We start from the raw sequence: 17,448 nt of genomic DNA, 5'->3' as shown, positions 1-17,448 counted from the left end.
TGGCCTCTTTTCGAAAACTATAATTCCAATTCATGCTGAACATTACGGTAACTTCAGTTTTTCAAACTAAGGGTCTTACCGATATTGCAGCGCAAAAACTGGAGCCATTTCGATTTTATAGTGATAGCGAACCGCTAGACTTTCGCTTAATTTTAGTATTAGCCCTATCCTCCCTGATTTTTTTTGCTCTAACCTTACCGCGCCTGTCAGAATTTTCAACATCATTTTCCGTATTGGAATCCGGAAATGTAGATTCTGCCTTGAGCAGGTCTGCAATATGAGCTTTAATGCATTCATAATTCTCCATTATTTCCTCGGGAGATACCATTTTCACGACTGGTATCGGTTTATATTGCTTTTCCTCCTTTGCAATTGCATCATGATCATTCTGAATCTCAGAGTGAAACATCTTTAAAGCGATTTTTTCTTCAGGATTGTCTGCAACCATACCAACAAATTCTCCAGAAGACAGGGAGGCAATCTTAGACGCCGGAATTGCATAATCCAATTGTGTGGATTGGGAAATCGAGATATCGCTACTGTTAATACTTTTTGACTGCCTATCCTGCATTATTTTACCAAAAGTCTCGCTCAGCGTTTTGGCCGTACTACCAGTAACCTGACCTGCTATAATGTTCCCAACAATTCCGGTGATGACTTCAGATTGCTCCGCACCATAATCCTTTTTTAACTGACTAAAGTCCTGCACGGCTAAAGCCGTGGCTACCTTATTACTCCGGGCTGTTGCGATAAGACTATCCATATTATTGAAAAATATCGTTGGGAATTCATCAAAAATCAGTGCGCTTTTCAATTTACCTTTCTGGTTGACCAGTTTAATCATCCTGGATATGTAAAGCGATAGTACCGCTCCATAAACCTGGAGTTTTTGCGGATTATTGCCCACGCAAATAATCTTTGGTTCTTTAGGATTGTTTACATCCAAAGTGAAATCATTGCCACTCAATACGTAATAAAGCTGTGGCGAAGAAAGTCTTGCCAGCCCAATTTTTGCCGAAGCGATTTGACCCTCCAGTTGTGCCATTGCTTCATTCCGGTAGGCACTAATAAAAGGATTGATCAACACCTTTATTTCTTCTTCCTGCTGAAGCACATTAAAAAGCTGTTCGTAATCCGCCTGCATTAGTTCGATTACATGTGGCAGCGTACAGTATTTTCCGTCCTTATATTTTTTCAGGTACCAGATAATGGCTGTGAGAAAATTGATGGGACTTTCCACGAAGAAATCTCCCTGCTTTTTAATCCAGTCGCGATTCAGGCCCATCATTATGGTTCTGCTCGCTTCCGTAGCATCTGTGATATCGGTCATAGCAGCAGGATCGAGTGGATTGCACCGATGGGTACGGTTGAGGTCATCAAAATTTATCACGTAAAACTTAGGCTTAACCTTATACCTGCCAATATATTTAAGCAGGCAATTGTACGCGATTACGGAGAGGTCATCATACTTAAAGTCATAAATAAACATGCTGAACCCTTTTCCCATCAGCTGATCAATGAGGTGGCGGATCACGAAATAGGATTTGCCGGCGCCTGGTGTTCCTGCGACCAACAATCCCCGGAATAGATTAATGAGATTGATCCAGCTATCCCGTATCTCGCCCTTATAATTGTATTTAGCGGGAAGGTTTACAGAATATTCGTTTTCGAGTAGCCTTTCTTCCTGGGGAAAGGTTTCATTTTCTGAATTGAATATGTCTTTTACCAGACCTTGCTTAATTCTTCTCGAAATCCAGGTACCTGCAGCCAAAATCATGAGAAAGCCACTGATAGTTACCAAACAATAAAGTCCAATCAATAATGAATCTGACCAATGTAAATACAAAAAAAAGATCCCGCAGAAATATAGCAATAGCCCTGCTCCCATATAGTGATAGATCTTTTTATAGGATATGTTTTCATCTTTCCTTCCCTTTACCCCGAGCAATGATATCGCAAGAAACAAGAGTGCAGCAAACTTTGCGAGCCACCAGCCGTCAAAAATTATAAGTCTTGCCAGCTGGCCCACTATCCGATCCGTAATCTCAGAATGCCATTCCCAGCTTTTAAACATCTGGAAAAACCGGATGTAAAAATGCATGGCCAGTAGAAAAACACTGATCATTCTGCTTAAGTCGAGTATTCTTCTAAGCCCCTGAGTATCTTCACCAGTATTCATAATTTTATATTTTATTTGATAAATCTTTATTTTTTGAATGCCCTTTTTTCTTCTTCTTCTTTCTAATGTGCATCAATGGCGAGCCTGGGTCTGAGACTGGTTTCTCAAATAAAAAGTGTAAGAGCCCATCTCCCGATGATTTAGCATGATCATCCCCCAAGAACGAATAATCAGGAATTTGAACAGGTCGGGTTTTTATATTTCGGTTTGTAGTCTCCGATAATTGAGTTTCACGTTTCTTCAATATTTCCAGGACTGCTTTTGCACTGAACTGTTTGCCAAGATCACTTCCATTAAATACGAACCGGGTATTGTGGTCAACATAGGTCAGTCCATATATTCTACCCTCGTTATTTTTTCGGTATATCATTGAAACTCCCTTTCTCCCCAATCCATCCACCAATTGATTTGAGGTCGACCCACTTGCATTTGTAAGTTGCTCAAGAATAATCCCTTTCAACGATTGAGCATGCTCTTTCCTTCTTTCCAGGTTTAATCTGAACTTACTTTCAACCTTTGTCAATACCGGATTGCCTGCAAAAGAACTGGCCTTGAATGGTATACCGATACGGCTGCCGTTAATGTCCAAAACCGAATAGACAAGTCCTTTTTTTTGAAACATCACCGAATCTTCCGGTCCCCGGTCAGCAATTACATTGAAGCTTTTTAGCGCTGCATTATATTCTGAAAATGAGGTGAACTTATAACTTCTCAAGACTGCCGTGACTACATTATAAATTGATCTTTTGGTTTGTTTCTCTCCATAATGGGCCCTGTCAATATTCACTGCGGCAATTAGCTGTTCTTTGCCACGCCCCTCAGCTTTAACGAGATTATATTTGATCTCAAGCTCCTTTCTCGTCTTTTCTGAAAGTACTTTGCCAATATTGTGAAGATCAATCCTGGTCGAATCCGCTTTGATATTGGTGGTAACAATATGAATGTGCGGATGGTTAGCATCCTCATGCTTGTACACCAGAAAAGGCTGCTCATCAAATCCAATCCCATTCATGTAGTCAATAGCGATCATTTGCAATTTTTCTGTTGGCAGGATTTCGGCCGGGTCGAAGTTGAGCATAATGTGGACGGCATTAGTCTTTACTCTGCTATTAAGCTTAGTTAAATGTTCGAACCTTGCCACCTTATGACGCAGCTTCAATTGCTCAATATCCAGCCCGAATTTACTAGCAAGGATTGGTGTTGCAGTTCCCAAAGTAACCTTGGATTCGTTGTAATTAATCAGTCCCCGAATACTCTTGCCGGTTAATATCCTCGCAACCATTTCATTGACATTTTAGTTACCAGTTCCAATAACCTGTCTACCTTTTGACCAACATTTTTATATAGGTCGCTGGTCCGCATAAAATAAAAAGACCGTTGCGCCTCATTTTCCGATGTATGGAAATGCCGGGTTTGCTGATTGATATTTATCCCAATTGACCGAAGTTCTTTCCGTATGGAAGCAAGTTCTTCCATTGGTGCATTCATGGTAATATCCCTGGTCAACATAAGGATTTTTTCTTTTGACAGAATATTTCTTGCAACCTCACCTATCGATTGACAATTGCTATTGAGCAGAATTTTCTCCAACCGCTTATAGGTATTTTCGTTGACCCTGATAATGATCGGATGAGTCAGCAGCTGCTCTGGATTTTTGGATTTTTTCCTTGGCATAATCTTGCATTTAAATTGGCTTCAGCATTTTCGAGTTCCGAGAAAAATGCCCGACCTCAAGGGCGCAAGATTTTTTTGTGTATACAAAAATACATCTTGCAAAACACCCGAGTGGTTAAAGTATTCCTGTAGGTCGCTCGAATTTGTGGGTATTCAACTTTTTTGGGGTCCTGAAAAACCATGTTTTTTAATTGCACTTTCCGGTTTGAGAATAGAGGCAATTGTCTTACGCAGGTTCAGTCTTAATTCCCGGTAATAAAATGAATAGCCAGGCTTGGTTCTTGTTCTTGGGGTACGTGCTTTTTTCGGTCTGATCATAATCAAAAATTTAAAAGCAAAAGTGATGGGTTAAGAAAAGGGAAAGTGGTACTCCCGAACGTAATATCGTTATTTTATAACGATACCCGATGGCACGGATCTATCCATATGTTATCGTAGATAAAGAAAATTACAGCTAGCCTAAAACAGTGTTAACTGTACTGAGGATATTTCCAGTTTGTCAATGTCCTTCAGTGTTGCAGCGATTATCTTTTGGTTGTAATTTATAGTGTCTTTATCGCCAACCTTGGTTAGCATCATCCTTTTGAGTTTGGCTGTTGCATCCTTAAGTGCTTCCTCCCTATTGGCAAAGATTTGATCATATACGCAAATTCCAGAAGAAGACCCCGCAGTACCATATGAACATGATAATCCATAAGTCCAGATTTGATTCGGCCCGTGCCCTAATGTAATTGTGCTGTAGTTGCCATATCTACCTTTATCCGGCAGTCCAAATAACAATTCTTCGATATCTTGAAATGTTGGTCGCCTTAGCCAGTCATATTCATCAAATTCAATGTTGTCAAAACCAAACCTCAAACCCATGCGATAAGCGTGGACATTGAAGAGAATTTTTCTTAAGGTATCCCCGAACTGGGCAAACCATTCGATTGCGGCATTATCTTCTCTAACTACTGCGGCTGAAATTTCTTCAACTAACAATTTTTCATATCCAATTAGATTGTAATTCTCTACATGGTAGGTTAGTGTTTCTTCTGTGAGCAAACTGACGTTTGTTCCCATAATAATAAAAATTAGTTTTTTAATGCAGGAAATCATAACTGGCAAATACCCGTCAAGGGCAACCGGCAAGGTTGTTTATATACCCTTGTGGGTAAAAAGTTGCCAGGTATATTTTAGCATTCAAAAAAACTGATTGCTTGGAACTGTTAGGTAGCCAATGTCACCCCAAATTGAAAAACTTGTTGAGACATTGAATTTTGATACTTATCTCTAGAATTACAAAAGTAGATTTAAGGGATATGCATCCATCACAAAGCAAAAACGCAGTGCCTTCGACGTTGGATTATCATTATAACAGAAAAAATATTAGTAGAGTAAACTCAAACTGATTTTTTTAGTCAATAAAAACAACCAGTAAGAATATTACAAAAGCAGCCTGAATTTTAAATGCGTTTTTTTTACTATTATTATTGAAAAAACAATCTCAAAATAATCTAAAACGCTCTATGACCATAAAAGATTTGGTGAAATCTGGGTATTTCCCTGAAGAATTACTGCCGGTTTTTTCAACAGAAGAACTCGCAGACGCCTTACCAAAGATCATCCCATTACTTGCAAAATACATTAAGAAGCGACCCGTCAGCAAATTACTGCCCTTTTCAATTCCAAAAGCAAAAGGCTACCGACGAAATTTGAGCATTCCAAATCCACTGCAATACATTCAGCTTGCGAAGACAATTGCAGAAAACTGGGATGACATTCAAGCGCATGCAGAGAAATCTAAAATTTCAATATCTCGCTTAAATCCAGGGGGACCAAGAGCAATCAAAAAATTTAAATTTGATGACTTTATTGATGAACGTTTACACAGGTCAGTGGGAAGTCGCTATCTATTAAAGATTGACATTACCAGGTTTTATAATTCTATTTATACACATAGTATTCCCTGGGCAATACACACCAAAGCGGTAACAAAAGTTGAAAGAAGTAGAAAAATTCATTTTGGCAACGGCCTTGATCAAGATTGCAGGAATACTCAGGATGGGCAGACTATCGGACTTCCAATCGGACCAGATACAAGCAGAATTATTTCTGAAGTTATATTAGCAGCTGTTGATAAAGTTATTCAAAAATCGATTCCTGGTTTACAAGGCATAAGAATTATTGATGATTACTATCTGTATTTTAAGACCATAGCTGAGGTTGAGATCGCAAGAAGTATCATACATAAAACCTTGCACGAATACGAGCTCGAGCTCAATCCAAACAAGGAAGCCGTAATTGAAATACCGGAAATTATTGAAAGCAATTGGTACAGAGAACTTAAAGGCATACGCTTTTCCAACGATGCAACTAAACAAAGGAAAGAACTGATTGCATTTTTTGATGTAGCATTTATGTATGCTAAAAAAAATCCGGAAGATGCGGTACTATCCTATGCGATTTCAAAGATCAGACCCACGATATTCAAGAGAGTCAATACCCGGGTTTTAGTTTCGTTGTTAGTAAATGCACTAATTCAGGAACCAAAGATCATTTCACAACTTTCAGAAATCTTAACCAGCTATGACAAAAGTCGCCATCCACTCAATAAAACACTCCTTAGTGCTGCATTAAATGAATTTATATTGTTTCATTGTTTACATAATAACGATTACGAAATCGCGTGGGGGCTCTGGACCATTAAAAATTTAAAGTTAAAACTTACAAAAAATACTGCAAACCAAGTTTCTGAAAATAGAAATTCCATCATTGCATTAGTCAGTCTTGACCTGAAAAGAAGTGGCTGCATTCCTGCTGGACTGAATACAAAAATCTGGAGAAGCATGCTCACGGCAGAAAATCTTTACACCGAATCTTGGCTTTTGGCCTATGAAGCAAAAGTTAAAGGATGGTTACGGACAGCAGATGATTATATTAGCACAGATCCTTTTTTCAATCAGCTAAAAACAGAAAAAGTCCGGTTTTATAATCCAAAGAAAAAGCTCGATATATCTCGGGTGAAAGTGAGTACCAGTGATTCATCCGTTTCAGGTTATGAAGATGATGAGGAGGAAGAAAAGGAAACCCCGCCTCATCGGAACAGACCTAAACGAGTAGCATCAACACCTACCCAATCAGATTTAGATGATGAATGGTTTAAAGAAATCTTTGGCTAAAACATTCAAATTGTTCTTATTATTTATTTGATTATCAAATAAATTTCTTCATATTTGGTTAAAGCTTTTAGCGGAAGCTTGCCACTTGCCATAGCTAAGCCGTACCGGCACCGCCTTATCAAACTGATTCGTAACCCAATTTCTCGTTACGGAGAACGGTAGGCAAGTGACGTTTTTCTTCGGGAGTTTGGAGCAACGATGACTCAAAAAATAAATGGAGGCAACGCTGATGTTATCAAGCGCAGAGCCACAAAAATCAAAAAAGAGATGGGAATTCCTCATCACCAGGCATTAGAAATAGCCGCAAAGGAATTTGGATACACCAATTTCAAAAACTTAATCAACAACACAGAAAGACCTGAAAAGCGAAAAAGGTTAATTCCTCAAGAATTGGCTGTTCTTCCAAACCCGTTAGTAATTTCTTACAGTATGTTTGGAACTCCGAACGGAAAGCGACCGAATGCTAAAGCGTCCATCGACATGCATCAAAAATTGGGTGCTGTACTCAAAGAACTGCATAGTGCATCAGAATTTAATAAAAAGGCAAAGACTGCACTTTCTTCTGTTAAATCTACATTAGATGATTGGATCCAGCTTGAATACACGGACAGAAAAGAATTAAGTGATGAGTTGTTTTTCACTATGTATTACGGAGATACAGATTTCCCATCGGATCCTTGGCCAACAGAAAAACGGAAAATGGAATTACAGCAATTGGTGAAGCGTGCCAGAGCAAACCTCAAAAGCGCTTATCATGAATGCTTGCCGATACAGAACATCAATAAGAAGTTGGACGTAGTTGTTAAAGCCATCGGTAATTGGCCATCGAATAAACAAGTCAAAGGATTAAAAGAAATTAAGGGAAAAATTCCGGCAGGTACATTGATTTATCTAAAAAAGCATCATAAAAATCCGGCAATTGTTTTATCACATGATACGATAAACAACCTAATCCGGTGTTATGAAGATGCGGGTCCAACTGCCATGTCGAGAGAGGATATAACCGTTTCGAAAAACCAATCGGAGGCTAAGAATTTCCAGCCAATGAGGCTATTACTCCCGTATGGAAAATGGACCTGTGAAAATGGCATGGAAGTATTATTCAATCGGGATTATTTGCCAATCTGGACCAGGGACACAAAAAGAAAGATAAATACGATTGATCCAGATACCCACATCAATTACATCGGCGAGCCGGAATTTTATTTTGGCGACGGAAATGCTCCCTGGAATGGCGACAAAAACACCTTAGTGAAATGTCGAAATATTTTAAATCATTGGAATGTTGGACACCAAAAATCCAAATTAGTTTTAGCCTTAGCAGACTCAGTTCAGACAGGTAATGCGAGAAATTTAAAGTTCAAGGACAAAACGAAAATCTATCCTTGATTATGAGTATTTTAAGCCGGAAAATTTATTCCGGCTTATTTTTTCTAAAAGGCTCAAAATTAAATGCCTCAGTACGCTGCTATGAATACTACAAAGAGATTCGCAGTTTAGCTGCTTTAGGCTTTACAGCACCGTGAAAGAAGCTATCATAATACTTTTTCGACATCCCTAAAAGTTGGGAAAGGGAATCGAACGTATAATCCAATTGTTCTAAAAGCGCTTTCTGAACCAGTTCCAGGATTCTGGGCGGATCTAAATCAACATCATGACTCTCCACCTTTCGCTCACCAGCACGACTAATTTCTATCATTAAAGTCGTATATCTGGATTGGTTTATTAGACCAAGTGTATGTGCTCGTCTAATCAACGCTGCCTTGGAAACCCTCCAGTAATTTTTAAGATCAGAAAGATCTCGATACTTTAATCCAACCAAATCTCGTTTAATTTGCGCTTCAGGCATTAAAAATTCCGAAGCGAAGCGGTTTGCTTCTACCTCGACATCTGCATAAGGATCAAGTTCCGATGAAAATGGAACATGCATGATACAATGCGCTAACTCATGGGCAATTGTAAAACGTTTTCTGTCATTCGGAATGATCTCATTAACCACAATTATTTTCTGACCCGACTTACAGATAATTGTTGTACCATCGAATTTTTCAGGGGCATCATCAAGAAAATGGATAATGATCCCATTTTTTTCTAACGTTCGGACCAAATTGACAATTGGGCCGGCAGTAATGTTTACAGCTAACCGAACTTTTCTGGCAATTGCCTCAGGCGTATTATTACCTTCTACCTTTAATTCGGGAAAAGCAAAGTCTCCCACCTCAACCATATCCAAAAGGTCCTCAAACCATAATCTTAATAAATCAAAATTTGCTTCTAACTTATACAGGTCTTTTTTGGCAGTCGAAACCCTTTTTCTATAAAAATATTCGACGCTGTTTACATGTGTACTTTCCTTATAAAAGAAGGTTTCAGGAAAATCAAGCAACGATGCAATGTGCGACAATGTTTCCAGCGGAAGAGGAAGCAATCCTTTTTCCATTCTGGAATAATTACCCTGTGAGAGGTTTGGTACTTTTTTAACTAACTCTTCCTGTGTTAACCCTTTGGCCTCACGAGCCAGAGCTAACATCCTAAAATTGAGTTCTTTTGACATTCAATAGGTTTTTGTATTTTTGACGTATATTAAGCTGGTTTTTTAGGGTTTTTGATTTTCACAACAAGCTCATCGTTATCCGGTAATATTGGATCCGGACTGAAAAGGTCCGCAACCCTTCCAGCTCCACCTTTATAGTTTATTCTCAGATCAATTTTCCAGTCAATGGCAAAGTCTTCGATGGTAACCGCGTAAATATCAGAAACCTCCTCCCAGCTATTTTGAACCACATAGCCGATATAAACTTTCTTCTTAACCTTAAATCCGGGGAAATCGAATACACCCTGAGCAAGCTGCTTCTTAAGAGTCGAGGTCAGAATGCCTGATGGCTTACCCTTTTTCGTCAACTTCTTAAAAACAAAAGCATAGCCATCATTGATGTAGGCAAACGTATTGGTATTAACAACATGCATGTGATTGGGAAAAGTCAAAAACAGGGCCCCACGTACATTTTCGTTTACCCGAATAGGTTTGGAAAGATGTGTAATTGAACTCGGGTGCCTTCCTTTCAAATCATCAAGCATAATTTGTTTGCTATCGTCAATAATGCTGACGAAGTCATCAAGTAAAGGGCGATGTTCGTTTTCAAACTGCCCTTCTTCAATCGCACGTAAATTAATACGATGCTCATTGGAAAATTCCTGGTCTCTTAGTATGTTTGCGGCCATATAAAAATTTTTAATTCAACAAATGTTAGCCGGGGTCTGCCAACTCCGGCTTTCTTTAACAAAGCTAATAAATATTTTTAATATAAAAGTTGTAAATATTTTTTATTGATAAATTGCATTAGTTATTATCTTAAACGTAACTAGACATAAATTATCTAATATTTATCAAAGAATTATTTATTAAATCAACTAGACTGAAACTAATTCTCATTTTTCCAGTTATCTGCTTCATGCCCTCTTAAACAATGGTGCAATTTATCGGCATCCGCCTTATCCGTGGGATGAAAATTAGCATAAAGTGTAAGGCATGCGTTTTGAACTATGGGTTCAGCATGATGCGTTTTACAAAACAATGGTTCTATGGTGCAATACTCATTCGCTCCACTTCGCCCCCAAAGTTACTGGTTATAAATACACTCGCCTGTCCCTTCTCTACCTTTTGCTCATTGTAGACCAAAATTCCCCTCATATTTTTTCCGCTTAAGATTTTTACAAGTACTTTTCCGTGAGTTTATCTGCTATCTTGAGCAACCTGTCTGTAACTTCTCCAATCTGTCCGTAGAGTGTTGGTGTTCGCTCCTTATAAAAACAATTTTTCTGCCCTGCTCTTACTTACATGAAAATGATAGGTTTGCTGATTAATGCTGATACCAATAGCTTTTAATTCTAAACCTATCAAATAAACCCTGGCCATCCTGGGAATGGTAGCAGTACATCGCCCAACATGGCAGGTTTGAGCTTGATTACAAGGCTTTGCAACACACGAACCACTAACAAACTGCCTCAAATAAGAAATGTGAAACCATTATAAAAACACTCCGCATTTTGCCCTTATATTTGACCTATGACAATTCACGAGCTCAAAACCTGGTTCAGCACGGTCGAACTTCCCCAGGCACCACTTTACCTCAACCCTGCAACAAAGATCAATGATGTCAACAAGTTTTTGGAAAGCTATTTTTACCCGTTGGAAATCAGCCCCTACAGCAAGATCAATGAACCTTTTATGGAGCGACTGGTCGTTTTTAAATTGTTGATCGAGGCCAACCTTTAATCTATGGCGACCGTAAAACAGCACTTCGGGCAATGCTTTGAACTGTCGAACCATAAGGAAGCTCCACTCTGGGACCTGCCATTTTCCTTCGATACGCCGATCTTGGAGCTTTTGATCTATACCTACGAAACGGAGATCATCCACTCGGGCGATGACCCCGAACGAATAATAGGCTTTGGCAAGGCCATGCTTGCTGACATTATCGAGCTTAGGAAAAATGAGCCTGGAAAGCGCGTACTTATCAATTACCTACAGTTCCATGCCTCCGTGGATGTGCTCCAATATTTCAGTGACCGAAGAATGAACGGCTATTGTTTCGACTGGATATGCAATGGGCTTTCTGATAGCATAGCTGAAGATGGCCAATGTACATTCGACCCTGTTAGGTTAACAGAATTTACCGCGACGGAAAACCCCTACATCCAGAACAACCTGCTGCGAACGTTAAAGCGATGGTGCCAGGACCTTTTCTACTATTCCTCGTACACAGGTGGACATAAACCTCTCGCCGGTATTTTCATCGATCATTGCCTAGGGATATTTCTTAAAATAATGGAATTTCAGCCCGATACGCTTGGGGTCAATGCTCTTTGCCAGATATGTGTCTGGTGCACAACCTACAAAAAGCAACAGGCGCTGGAACAATGTAGTACTTTCCTTGCAACGTTATACCAAAATTCAGCCGATCAAACAATCAAGAAAATAATCGCCCTGCACTTTGCCTTTGCTGACTTTAATGGAACGACCAGAACAAAGGCTGAATGGTGCATCCAGGCGCTGAGTTATGAAGGATTGCTCAACCCTCAGGAATTGCTCCAGATAAAGATTAATGTCACAGGTCGGGACATTGGGAAAATCAGCAGGGAATTTGACGATATCATTGCGGCCATCAAAAACTTCAGGCACGCTACCCCTGCCGAGGATCTCGACTCCTACTATCTCAACCGGATGTTCACACTCTTCTATAGAACTTTCCACGCATTGCTCCACGCCGGAAAAGTGGATATGGTGAACCAGCTCATCGGTACGTTCTATAGTCTTTCGCAAGAACAGCAGATTACAGGCAACAACCTATATATCATCCCAAACGATAACCACTGTGTATTATATGCATTCGAGGGAACTGTGCTTTACAATGAGCGCGATAACGATAGTATAAAAGATATCATCCGACTGGAAAACGAATTTCTTGGAGGATCCCATCAGTTAAACGATGTGCTAGATTTCGAGCCGGAGATGCCCCAGCGAGAGATAGGACAACCAAACCCCAATAAGTCGCAAGCCTACTACCAAGCCCTTTCCCAGATGCTTGGCTTGCAAAAACTCCTCGAAAAACCCGGGTTCGAAAACTTGGCGGGCTTCAATTGTCTTTACGGCACGATGCTGCCCATACAGTCTATGATTACCAAGCAGCTCGGCATCACCTTGCCTGTCATCCACAGCCATCAGCAGCCATTGCCACAACGACAAATCATAAAGGTTTGTATTTGGCAGGGAGAAACCCAATTGGCCGAGCAGGAACAGGCGGGGCTAAGCGCCGTTTTCGCGTCCGCAGGTATTTTGGTTGAGATAATGGTCGCTGCGGGGTCAACAAAAGTAAATTTCTTGGATCATTACCACAATCCAGACTTTGACGTTTTCTGGATTATCTCCCATGGACAGTACGACCACTATACACCCCATAACTCTTATTTAGACCTTGGCAACGGAATCCATATCAAAGCGGCAGAATTGAACTATCGGCATGAAAAGGCAGAAAGGCGGCTGCTATTGCTTGATGTGTGCGATGGGTCGACAATTACAATGAATAACAACTTTTTTGCTAGGGGGATCGGCCCATCGCTAGTCAATAGCCATCAGTCGCTCATCGCCCATTGCTGGCCCGTGGCCGACCTCGCCGCAATGGCATACGGACTACTGATCGCCCATAGCCTTAGCCAACAGCTCCCATTTGCCAAGGCACATGCAAATTCGCTGCTACTACTTTCGCAAGGCCGAGAAAAAGTGATTTCCTTTTTGGAAGCTTTATGGCCAGATATGGAGGCGCTTGAGCGCCTACACAATAGCGGGTTGGATTTTCAGAATTTTTACTACTGGGGATCACTCAATTATTTTGAGTAACTTAAAAACATAGAACAATAAATCATTAATATATTGTGGGCAACGGATTTGATATCCACCACGACCTCAAGACCCGGTACATCAGAGGCCGTTTTATTATTTTCTTCACTCATCGCACGTAGAAGATGAGGCAGTTCGTAAGGCTGGACAAAACGTTCCCTGCTTTTCTCTTTATATTTTTTTAGCCTCGCAGTAGGATTCATTCCTTGCCAGCCCCATTCAATCGCTTTGTTGTAGATTGCCCTGGTACGAATAAGGATTCGATTAGCCTGGTAAAGGCCATTGTTTAAATAAATAGTTTCATGGATTTTTTGAATTTCTTCCCGTTTGATATGAGATAGTTTGTTCAAAAATAAATGACCTAAGAATCTTGGCACCTCAACCTCATCTTGTTTCCATGTCTTTTTATGGACTTTACTATATCTGCTAAGGTACTGGTCGAATAATTCACCGAAGGTCATTTCATTGCGGATTATACCCGTTTCTTTATTCGGGTTGATACCAATTGCAATTTTACCAAGTTTGATTCTTGGTTGATTACGGGCGTTTTCGACGCTCAAATCGGGAAATTGTCCCAGATATATTTTTTCTGTTTTTCCCTCAATTTTTTTGGTTAGATAAAAGGATTTTGTTCCACTAGAAAGGACAACTAGGGCAAGCCCTTTTACTTGTCCATCTCTATAATAAATCCTTTTTCCTTTTGAAGGTATTGGAAGCGTATTAATTGTAGTTTTGATAAAGTTAAAACGTTCGTCGGTCATTTAGGATACTCCTACTTGCTCGAGCGGTTCCCCTTTGGTTCCCCCTTCGACATTAAAAACGATTGAACGCTGTTATTGTCGAATCCTTCGATTTACCTCTGTAAGTCTTTGTTTTTCAAATACTATTAATTATTATCAAACTTCGTTTAAGTTGCTAAATAAACTTCGTTTTGCACCATTAGGAAGATGACCATAATTATGGAAATTTAAATTGTGTTTTGTTACAGTGGCTTAAACTTTCTAGTACTCCAAAAAACAATATCGGTTCCCCCTCCATGATTAAAGAAAGATTTTAATTTAAAAAATCAAAATCTTCTAATATCATAGTGTAACTCGATAAGTTAACAAGAATAAATTCTATACTAACATATATAATTATTGTCCTTTTGTCCGAGTATTGCCGGAATGGTTAATAGAACAGTAATTTTTATGCCGCATATTTATTGATTAGCAGATGATTTCAACTAATTATTTTGATTACGCAACTTCGAAATAATTCAAAATACTTTGAGTAAAAATAATTCAGGCGTTTTCGATAAATAATATCAATGTCAAGGAATTTAATCAGTGGAATGCTTTTCCCCTTGTATTCCAGCCCATACAGTACATTCAACAACAATACACCTTTCTATTTTGATTTTATTTTTTGTTAAAGGAGTGGCCGAATTAAGTTTATTAATAGCCTGATTAAACTCGTTCAGCACAGTTGTAACATTAATACCATTGCCCTTTTTCCACAGTGAGGTATTAGGTAGATTGTACGTTTTTTTGTCCGAAACCCAATAGTCGTGAAAACCTTTTTTTAGCATAGCAGCTTTGACTTCTGGATGTTGATTTGAGATATCGTAGGTAATGAGAACTTCCATATAACTTAGATTGAAAACAAATATAATATTATATCTTAAAACATCTTGTTAAGCTAAAGCTTTCGAAATCAAAATTATATTCCTACCTGTCAATGCTTTTCTTAGAACGACTCTAGAACTTAATCAAAAATAATTGCTAATTTATTTAGTAATCGATGATAATTTACTATATTTGATTAAAGTATTGTTTTTCATATATTTATAATTCAAATTAACCTCTTATGAAAGGATATATCTATACTATGTTTAAAGGTGCTGACCCTAGTATGGGTTGGGACATGACTGACCCTATTTTTACAAAAGTGCCGACAATGGGTGCTTGTAGACCAGACATCAGGAGAGCTGTCGAAAGAGGCGACTACATTTTTTCAGTTAGTGGTAGAATTGTTAATGTTAAGCCACACATTGTTGGTGCTTTTTCAGTAGATGATAAAATCAATAGCCTAGCGGCGTTCGACAGATTTCCTGAAAATAGAATGGAGGTGGATCAAGAAGGTAAATTCCATGGAAATATCATATTTGATAAAAATGGGAATCATTTGCCTTTTGATTATCATACAAACCATGACCGCAGAATAGACAATTACATTATTGGTAAAGATGCTATTTTTTTTGATGCTGAAGAAGAGATAAAGAAAGCAAAGGAAGAAACTGTAGCGGTCTTAAATGATATCTTTGGCAAGAACGAAGAAAAGGTTCATAAGATTCTTGGTAGGTGGAGAAAGATGGATTCAGCACAGGTAAATGATTTACTAAGCTGGATGAATCGCATTAAAGCAATTGATTAATGCAATCATTAATAGACAATATTTTAAAGTTCCAGATGGAACCTCAACTGCTATCAAAAAAATCAGGTTTATCAATTGATAGAATAAACTTAATATTATCTGGCGTTGAAGATCCTATGATGGCTGAAATACGAGCCATTGCCAAAGCATTAAAGGTACGTCCTGAATTTTTGTTGGCTGAAAATGATTCTTATCAAACTGTAAATGCCTTGTTTAGAAGTAATGTTAGTGATAAGAATAATTCAGTATTTGATAAAATTTCTTATTTACTTGCGAATGCTCTTAACATTCTTGGAAACAAAAAGCCACAAAATGATTTTAATAATGTATTCCCTCAAGTCGAAAATACTTATGAGGGTGTTTTAAAGATTTCTACAATATTTCGCCAGCATTATTTTAATTCCGATTTCATTTCTCCCCTACTAGATTTACCCAATATCATCTCTACCAAGATGAATTGTATTTTAATGATATCAGAAATAGGGAATTCTGTTGACGGGGTTTCTGCAATATTAAATGAAGTCCCGTTTATTATAATTGCCCCTAGATTTAAACCAAGAATGTTGTTTACTCTTGCTCATGAACTTGGTCACCTAATAGCACATCATACAGATAAAGACAATTATGTTGCAGTTGATAATCTCTTTAAAATTAATAGGAGAAAAAGTGATGATGAAAGATTTGCACATCATTTTGCTTCTGAAATTCTTTTGCCACAAGAAGGGGTTGCTTACACACTGAAATCTATACGCGAAAAACTCTCTTTGACAGGTGATGTTTTTGGTGAAATAGAACTTTTATATTTAAGTAGGGTATATGGAGTGAGCTTCGAAGTGGCAGCTATGAGATGTGAAAATCTTGGGTTAGTGCCACGAGGTAGTGCGGCGTCTTTGTATGAAAGTTTAAATAAAGAATTTGGAAGTCCAGAGAAGCGTGCCATGCAATTAGGCATATCAGATAGGCAAGATATTGAATTTCCTATTATCTCTGCTAACCTAATGTCACCGATTGTAAATAAGATCAATTCTGGAGAGCTTTCATTAGGAAAGGCAGCAGAATTACTATCAATCCCAACTTCTGAAATAATAAATTATAACGCTCAGGAAGGTGGATATAGTATTAGATAGCAGCTCGATTTTTAATCTCATCAATGGAGGATGCATTGATAAGCTTACAAGTATGAAGGAACATAAATTCTTTATAGGAGATTTAATTATGGATCAAGAAATCCTAAATCCTTTACAACAGGTAATTGTTGATGGCCTTATTCAAAAAGGGATTTTAGTTTTAGTTTCATCAGAAGTAACCACGTCTCAAATAATAAATCTTCAGAATAAATACGGGTTGGGACTTGGAGAGACTGAGTGTATGGCAATTTGCATTAACAAAGGTTTTGTTATTTGTACAGATGATTTAAAAGCTAGAAAAAGTTCAAAAAAAGAGTTCGGCGAAGAAAATGTCATAGGCAGTATGTCTCTACTAAGAGAGGGTGTGAGAAAATTATTCCTTCAATGTGATGAGGCTATCGATATGTATCATACTATGATAATTAAAGGCGGATTTCTTCCAAAAAAATTAAACGAAGATTACTTTTGCCAATAAATTCTCGCCCTTCCTAATTT

The 17,448-nt window shown here is 38.5% G+C and carries 15 protein-coding genes; 7 read left to right on the top strand and 8 right to left on the bottom strand.

Translation table 11 applies throughout. From position 1 onward, the window contains the following. Window positions 1–115: 115 nt before the first annotated feature. From mobC to ACIQXP_RS05280, 4 genes are all read right to left on the bottom strand, one after another. The gene (mobC, locus tag ACIQXP_RS05295; RefSeq protein ID WP_387504740.1) at window positions 116–2,179 is read right to left on the bottom strand and encodes a conjugal transfer protein MobC; all 2,064 of its coding nucleotides are present in this window, start codon (window positions 2,177–2,179) and stop codon (window positions 116–118) included. 4 nt (window positions 2,180–2,183) lie between these two features. Continuing rightward, a complete protein-coding gene (locus tag ACIQXP_RS05290; protein ID WP_387504739.1) occupies window positions 2,184–3,461 on the bottom strand; it encodes a relaxase/mobilization nuclease domain-containing protein in 1,278 nt (425 codons plus the stop codon). Next, the gene (locus ACIQXP_RS05285) at window positions 3,443–3,853 is read right to left on the bottom strand and encodes a mobilization protein (RefSeq protein WP_387504738.1); all 411 of its coding nucleotides are present in this window, start codon (window positions 3,851–3,853) and stop codon (window positions 3,443–3,445) included. Before ACIQXP_RS05285 ends, ACIQXP_RS05290 begins: the two co-directional genes overlap by 19 nt. 459 nt (window positions 3,854–4,312) lie before the next feature. Then, the gene (locus tag ACIQXP_RS05280; RefSeq protein WP_387504736.1) at window positions 4,313–4,915 is read right to left on the bottom strand and encodes a hypothetical protein; all 603 of its coding nucleotides are present in this window, start codon (window positions 4,913–4,915) and stop codon (window positions 4,313–4,315) included. 410 nt (window positions 4,916–5,325) lie between these two features. Between ACIQXP_RS05280 and ACIQXP_RS05275 the strand changes: the two genes are divergently transcribed. Then, complete coding sequence (locus ACIQXP_RS05275; RefSeq protein ID WP_387504735.1) at window positions 5,326–7,014, top strand: RNA-directed DNA polymerase; 1,689 nt, start codon at window positions 5,326–5,328, stop codon at window positions 7,012–7,014. 198 nt (window positions 7,015–7,212) lie between these two features. Then, the gene (locus ACIQXP_RS05270; RefSeq protein ID WP_387504734.1) at window positions 7,213–8,403 is read left to right on the top strand and encodes a DUF5623 domain-containing protein; all 1,191 of its coding nucleotides are present in this window, start codon (window positions 7,213–7,215) and stop codon (window positions 8,401–8,403) included. A gap of 88 nt (window positions 8,404–8,491) precedes the next feature. Here ACIQXP_RS05270 and ACIQXP_RS05265 read toward each other — a convergent pair whose 3' ends face one another. Both ACIQXP_RS05265 and ACIQXP_RS05260 read right to left on the bottom strand, forming a co-directional pair. Continuing rightward, window positions 8,492–9,544, bottom strand: a complete 1,053-nt coding sequence (locus tag ACIQXP_RS05265; RefSeq protein WP_400453221.1) for a helix-turn-helix domain-containing protein — start codon at window positions 9,542–9,544, stop codon at window positions 8,492–8,494. Window positions 9,545–9,597: 53 nt separating this feature from the next. Continuing rightward, window positions 9,598–10,236, bottom strand: coding sequence for a hypothetical protein (locus ACIQXP_RS05260; RefSeq protein WP_387504732.1), 639 nt, complete (start codon window positions 10,234–10,236; stop codon window positions 9,598–9,600). Window positions 10,237–11,080: 844 nt separating this feature from the next. Here ACIQXP_RS05260 and ACIQXP_RS05255 point away from each other — a divergent pair. Further along, window positions 11,081–11,290, top strand: a complete 210-nt coding sequence (locus ACIQXP_RS05255; RefSeq protein ID WP_387504731.1) for a DUF6965 family protein — start codon at window positions 11,081–11,083, stop codon at window positions 11,288–11,290. Between the two features lie 3 nt (window positions 11,291–11,293). Then, a complete protein-coding gene (locus ACIQXP_RS05250) occupies window positions 11,294–13,411 on the top strand; it encodes a CHAT domain-containing protein (protein WP_387504730.1) in 2,118 nt (705 codons plus the stop codon). Here ACIQXP_RS05250 and ACIQXP_RS05245 read toward each other — a convergent pair. Further along, a complete protein-coding gene (locus tag ACIQXP_RS05245; RefSeq protein WP_387504729.1) occupies window positions 13,399–14,172 on the bottom strand; it encodes a tyrosine-type recombinase/integrase in 774 nt (257 codons plus the stop codon). The two genes, ACIQXP_RS05250 and ACIQXP_RS05245, sit on opposite strands and share 13 nt — an antisense overlap. A 560-nt stretch (window positions 14,173–14,732) precedes the next feature. Next, window positions 14,733–15,038: a hypothetical protein gene (locus ACIQXP_RS05240; protein WP_387504728.1), complete on the bottom strand. Its 306-nt coding sequence runs from the start codon at window positions 15,036–15,038 to the stop codon at window positions 14,733–14,735. A 221-nt stretch (window positions 15,039–15,259) separates the two neighbouring features. Between ACIQXP_RS05240 and ACIQXP_RS05235 the strand changes: the two genes are divergently transcribed. Genes ACIQXP_RS05235 through ACIQXP_RS05225 form a run of 3 tightly spaced genes read left to right on the top strand, consistent with a single transcriptional unit; the run spans window position 15,260 to window position 17,428 of the window. Further along, window positions 15,260–15,826 (top strand): Nmad2 family putative nucleotide modification protein, encoded by a 567-nt coding sequence (locus ACIQXP_RS05235; protein ID WP_265797813.1) that lies wholly within the window; start codon window positions 15,260–15,262, stop codon window positions 15,824–15,826. Further along, window positions 15,826–16,953 (top strand): ImmA/IrrE family metallo-endopeptidase, encoded by a 1,128-nt coding sequence (locus tag ACIQXP_RS05230; protein WP_265797814.1) that lies wholly within the window; start codon window positions 15,826–15,828, stop codon window positions 16,951–16,953. The genes ACIQXP_RS05235 and ACIQXP_RS05230 overlap by 1 nt, the downstream gene beginning before the upstream one ends. Further along, on the top strand, window positions 16,934–17,428 hold the full coding sequence (locus ACIQXP_RS05225) for a PIN domain-containing protein (protein WP_387504727.1): 495 nt from the start codon (window positions 16,934–16,936) through the stop codon (window positions 17,426–17,428). Before ACIQXP_RS05230 ends, ACIQXP_RS05225 begins: the two co-directional genes overlap by 20 nt. Window positions 17,429–17,448: the final 20 nt, after the last annotated feature.

Origin of the sequence: Pedobacter suwonensis (assembly GCF_044762335.1) — a bacterium.
Classification (GTDB): domain Bacteria; phylum Bacteroidota; class Bacteroidia; order Sphingobacteriales; family Sphingobacteriaceae; genus Pedobacter.
The sequence above is the reverse complement of the archived record's forward strand: the minus strand, read 5'-3'. Positions and strand labels throughout refer to the sequence as shown.

Coding starts and splice junctions, on each gene's coding strand:
- mobC (WP_387504740.1), bottom strand. CDS start 2,179: ATGAATACTGGTGAAGATACTCAGGGGCTTAGAAGAATACTCGACTTA.
- ACIQXP_RS05290 (WP_387504739.1), bottom strand. CDS start 3,461: ATGGTTGCGAGGATATTAACCGGCAAGAGTATTCGGGGACTGATTAAT.
- ACIQXP_RS05285 (WP_387504738.1), bottom strand. CDS start 3,853: ATGCCAAGGAAAAAATCCAAAAATCCAGAGCAGCTGCTGACTCATCCG.
- ACIQXP_RS05280 (WP_387504736.1), bottom strand. CDS start 4,915: ATGGGAACAAACGTCAGTTTGCTCACAGAAGAAACACTAACCTACCAT.
- ACIQXP_RS05270 (WP_387504734.1), top strand. CDS start 7,213: ATGACTCAAAAAATAAATGGAGGCAACGCTGATGTTATCAAGCGCAGA.
- ACIQXP_RS05265 (WP_400453221.1), bottom strand. CDS start 9,544: ATGTTAGCTCTGGCTCGTGAGGCCAAAGGGTTAACACAGGAAGAGTTA.
- ACIQXP_RS05260 (WP_387504732.1), bottom strand. CDS start 10,236: ATGGCCGCAAACATACTAAGAGACCAGGAATTTTCCAATGAGCATCGT.
- ACIQXP_RS05255 (WP_387504731.1), top strand. CDS start 11,081: ATGACAATTCACGAGCTCAAAACCTGGTTCAGCACGGTCGAACTTCCC.
- ACIQXP_RS05250 (WP_387504730.1), top strand. CDS start 11,294: ATGGCGACCGTAAAACAGCACTTCGGGCAATGCTTTGAACTGTCGAAC.
- ACIQXP_RS05245 (WP_387504729.1), bottom strand. CDS start 14,172: ATGACCGACGAACGTTTTAACTTTATCAAAACTACAATTAATACGCTT.
- ACIQXP_RS05240 (WP_387504728.1), bottom strand. CDS start 15,038: ATGGAAGTTCTCATTACCTACGATATCTCAAATCAACATCCAGAAGTC.
- ACIQXP_RS05235 (WP_265797813.1), top strand. CDS start 15,260: ATGAAAGGATATATCTATACTATGTTTAAAGGTGCTGACCCTAGTATG.
- ACIQXP_RS05230 (WP_265797814.1), top strand. CDS start 15,826: ATGCAATCATTAATAGACAATATTTTAAAGTTCCAGATGGAACCTCAA.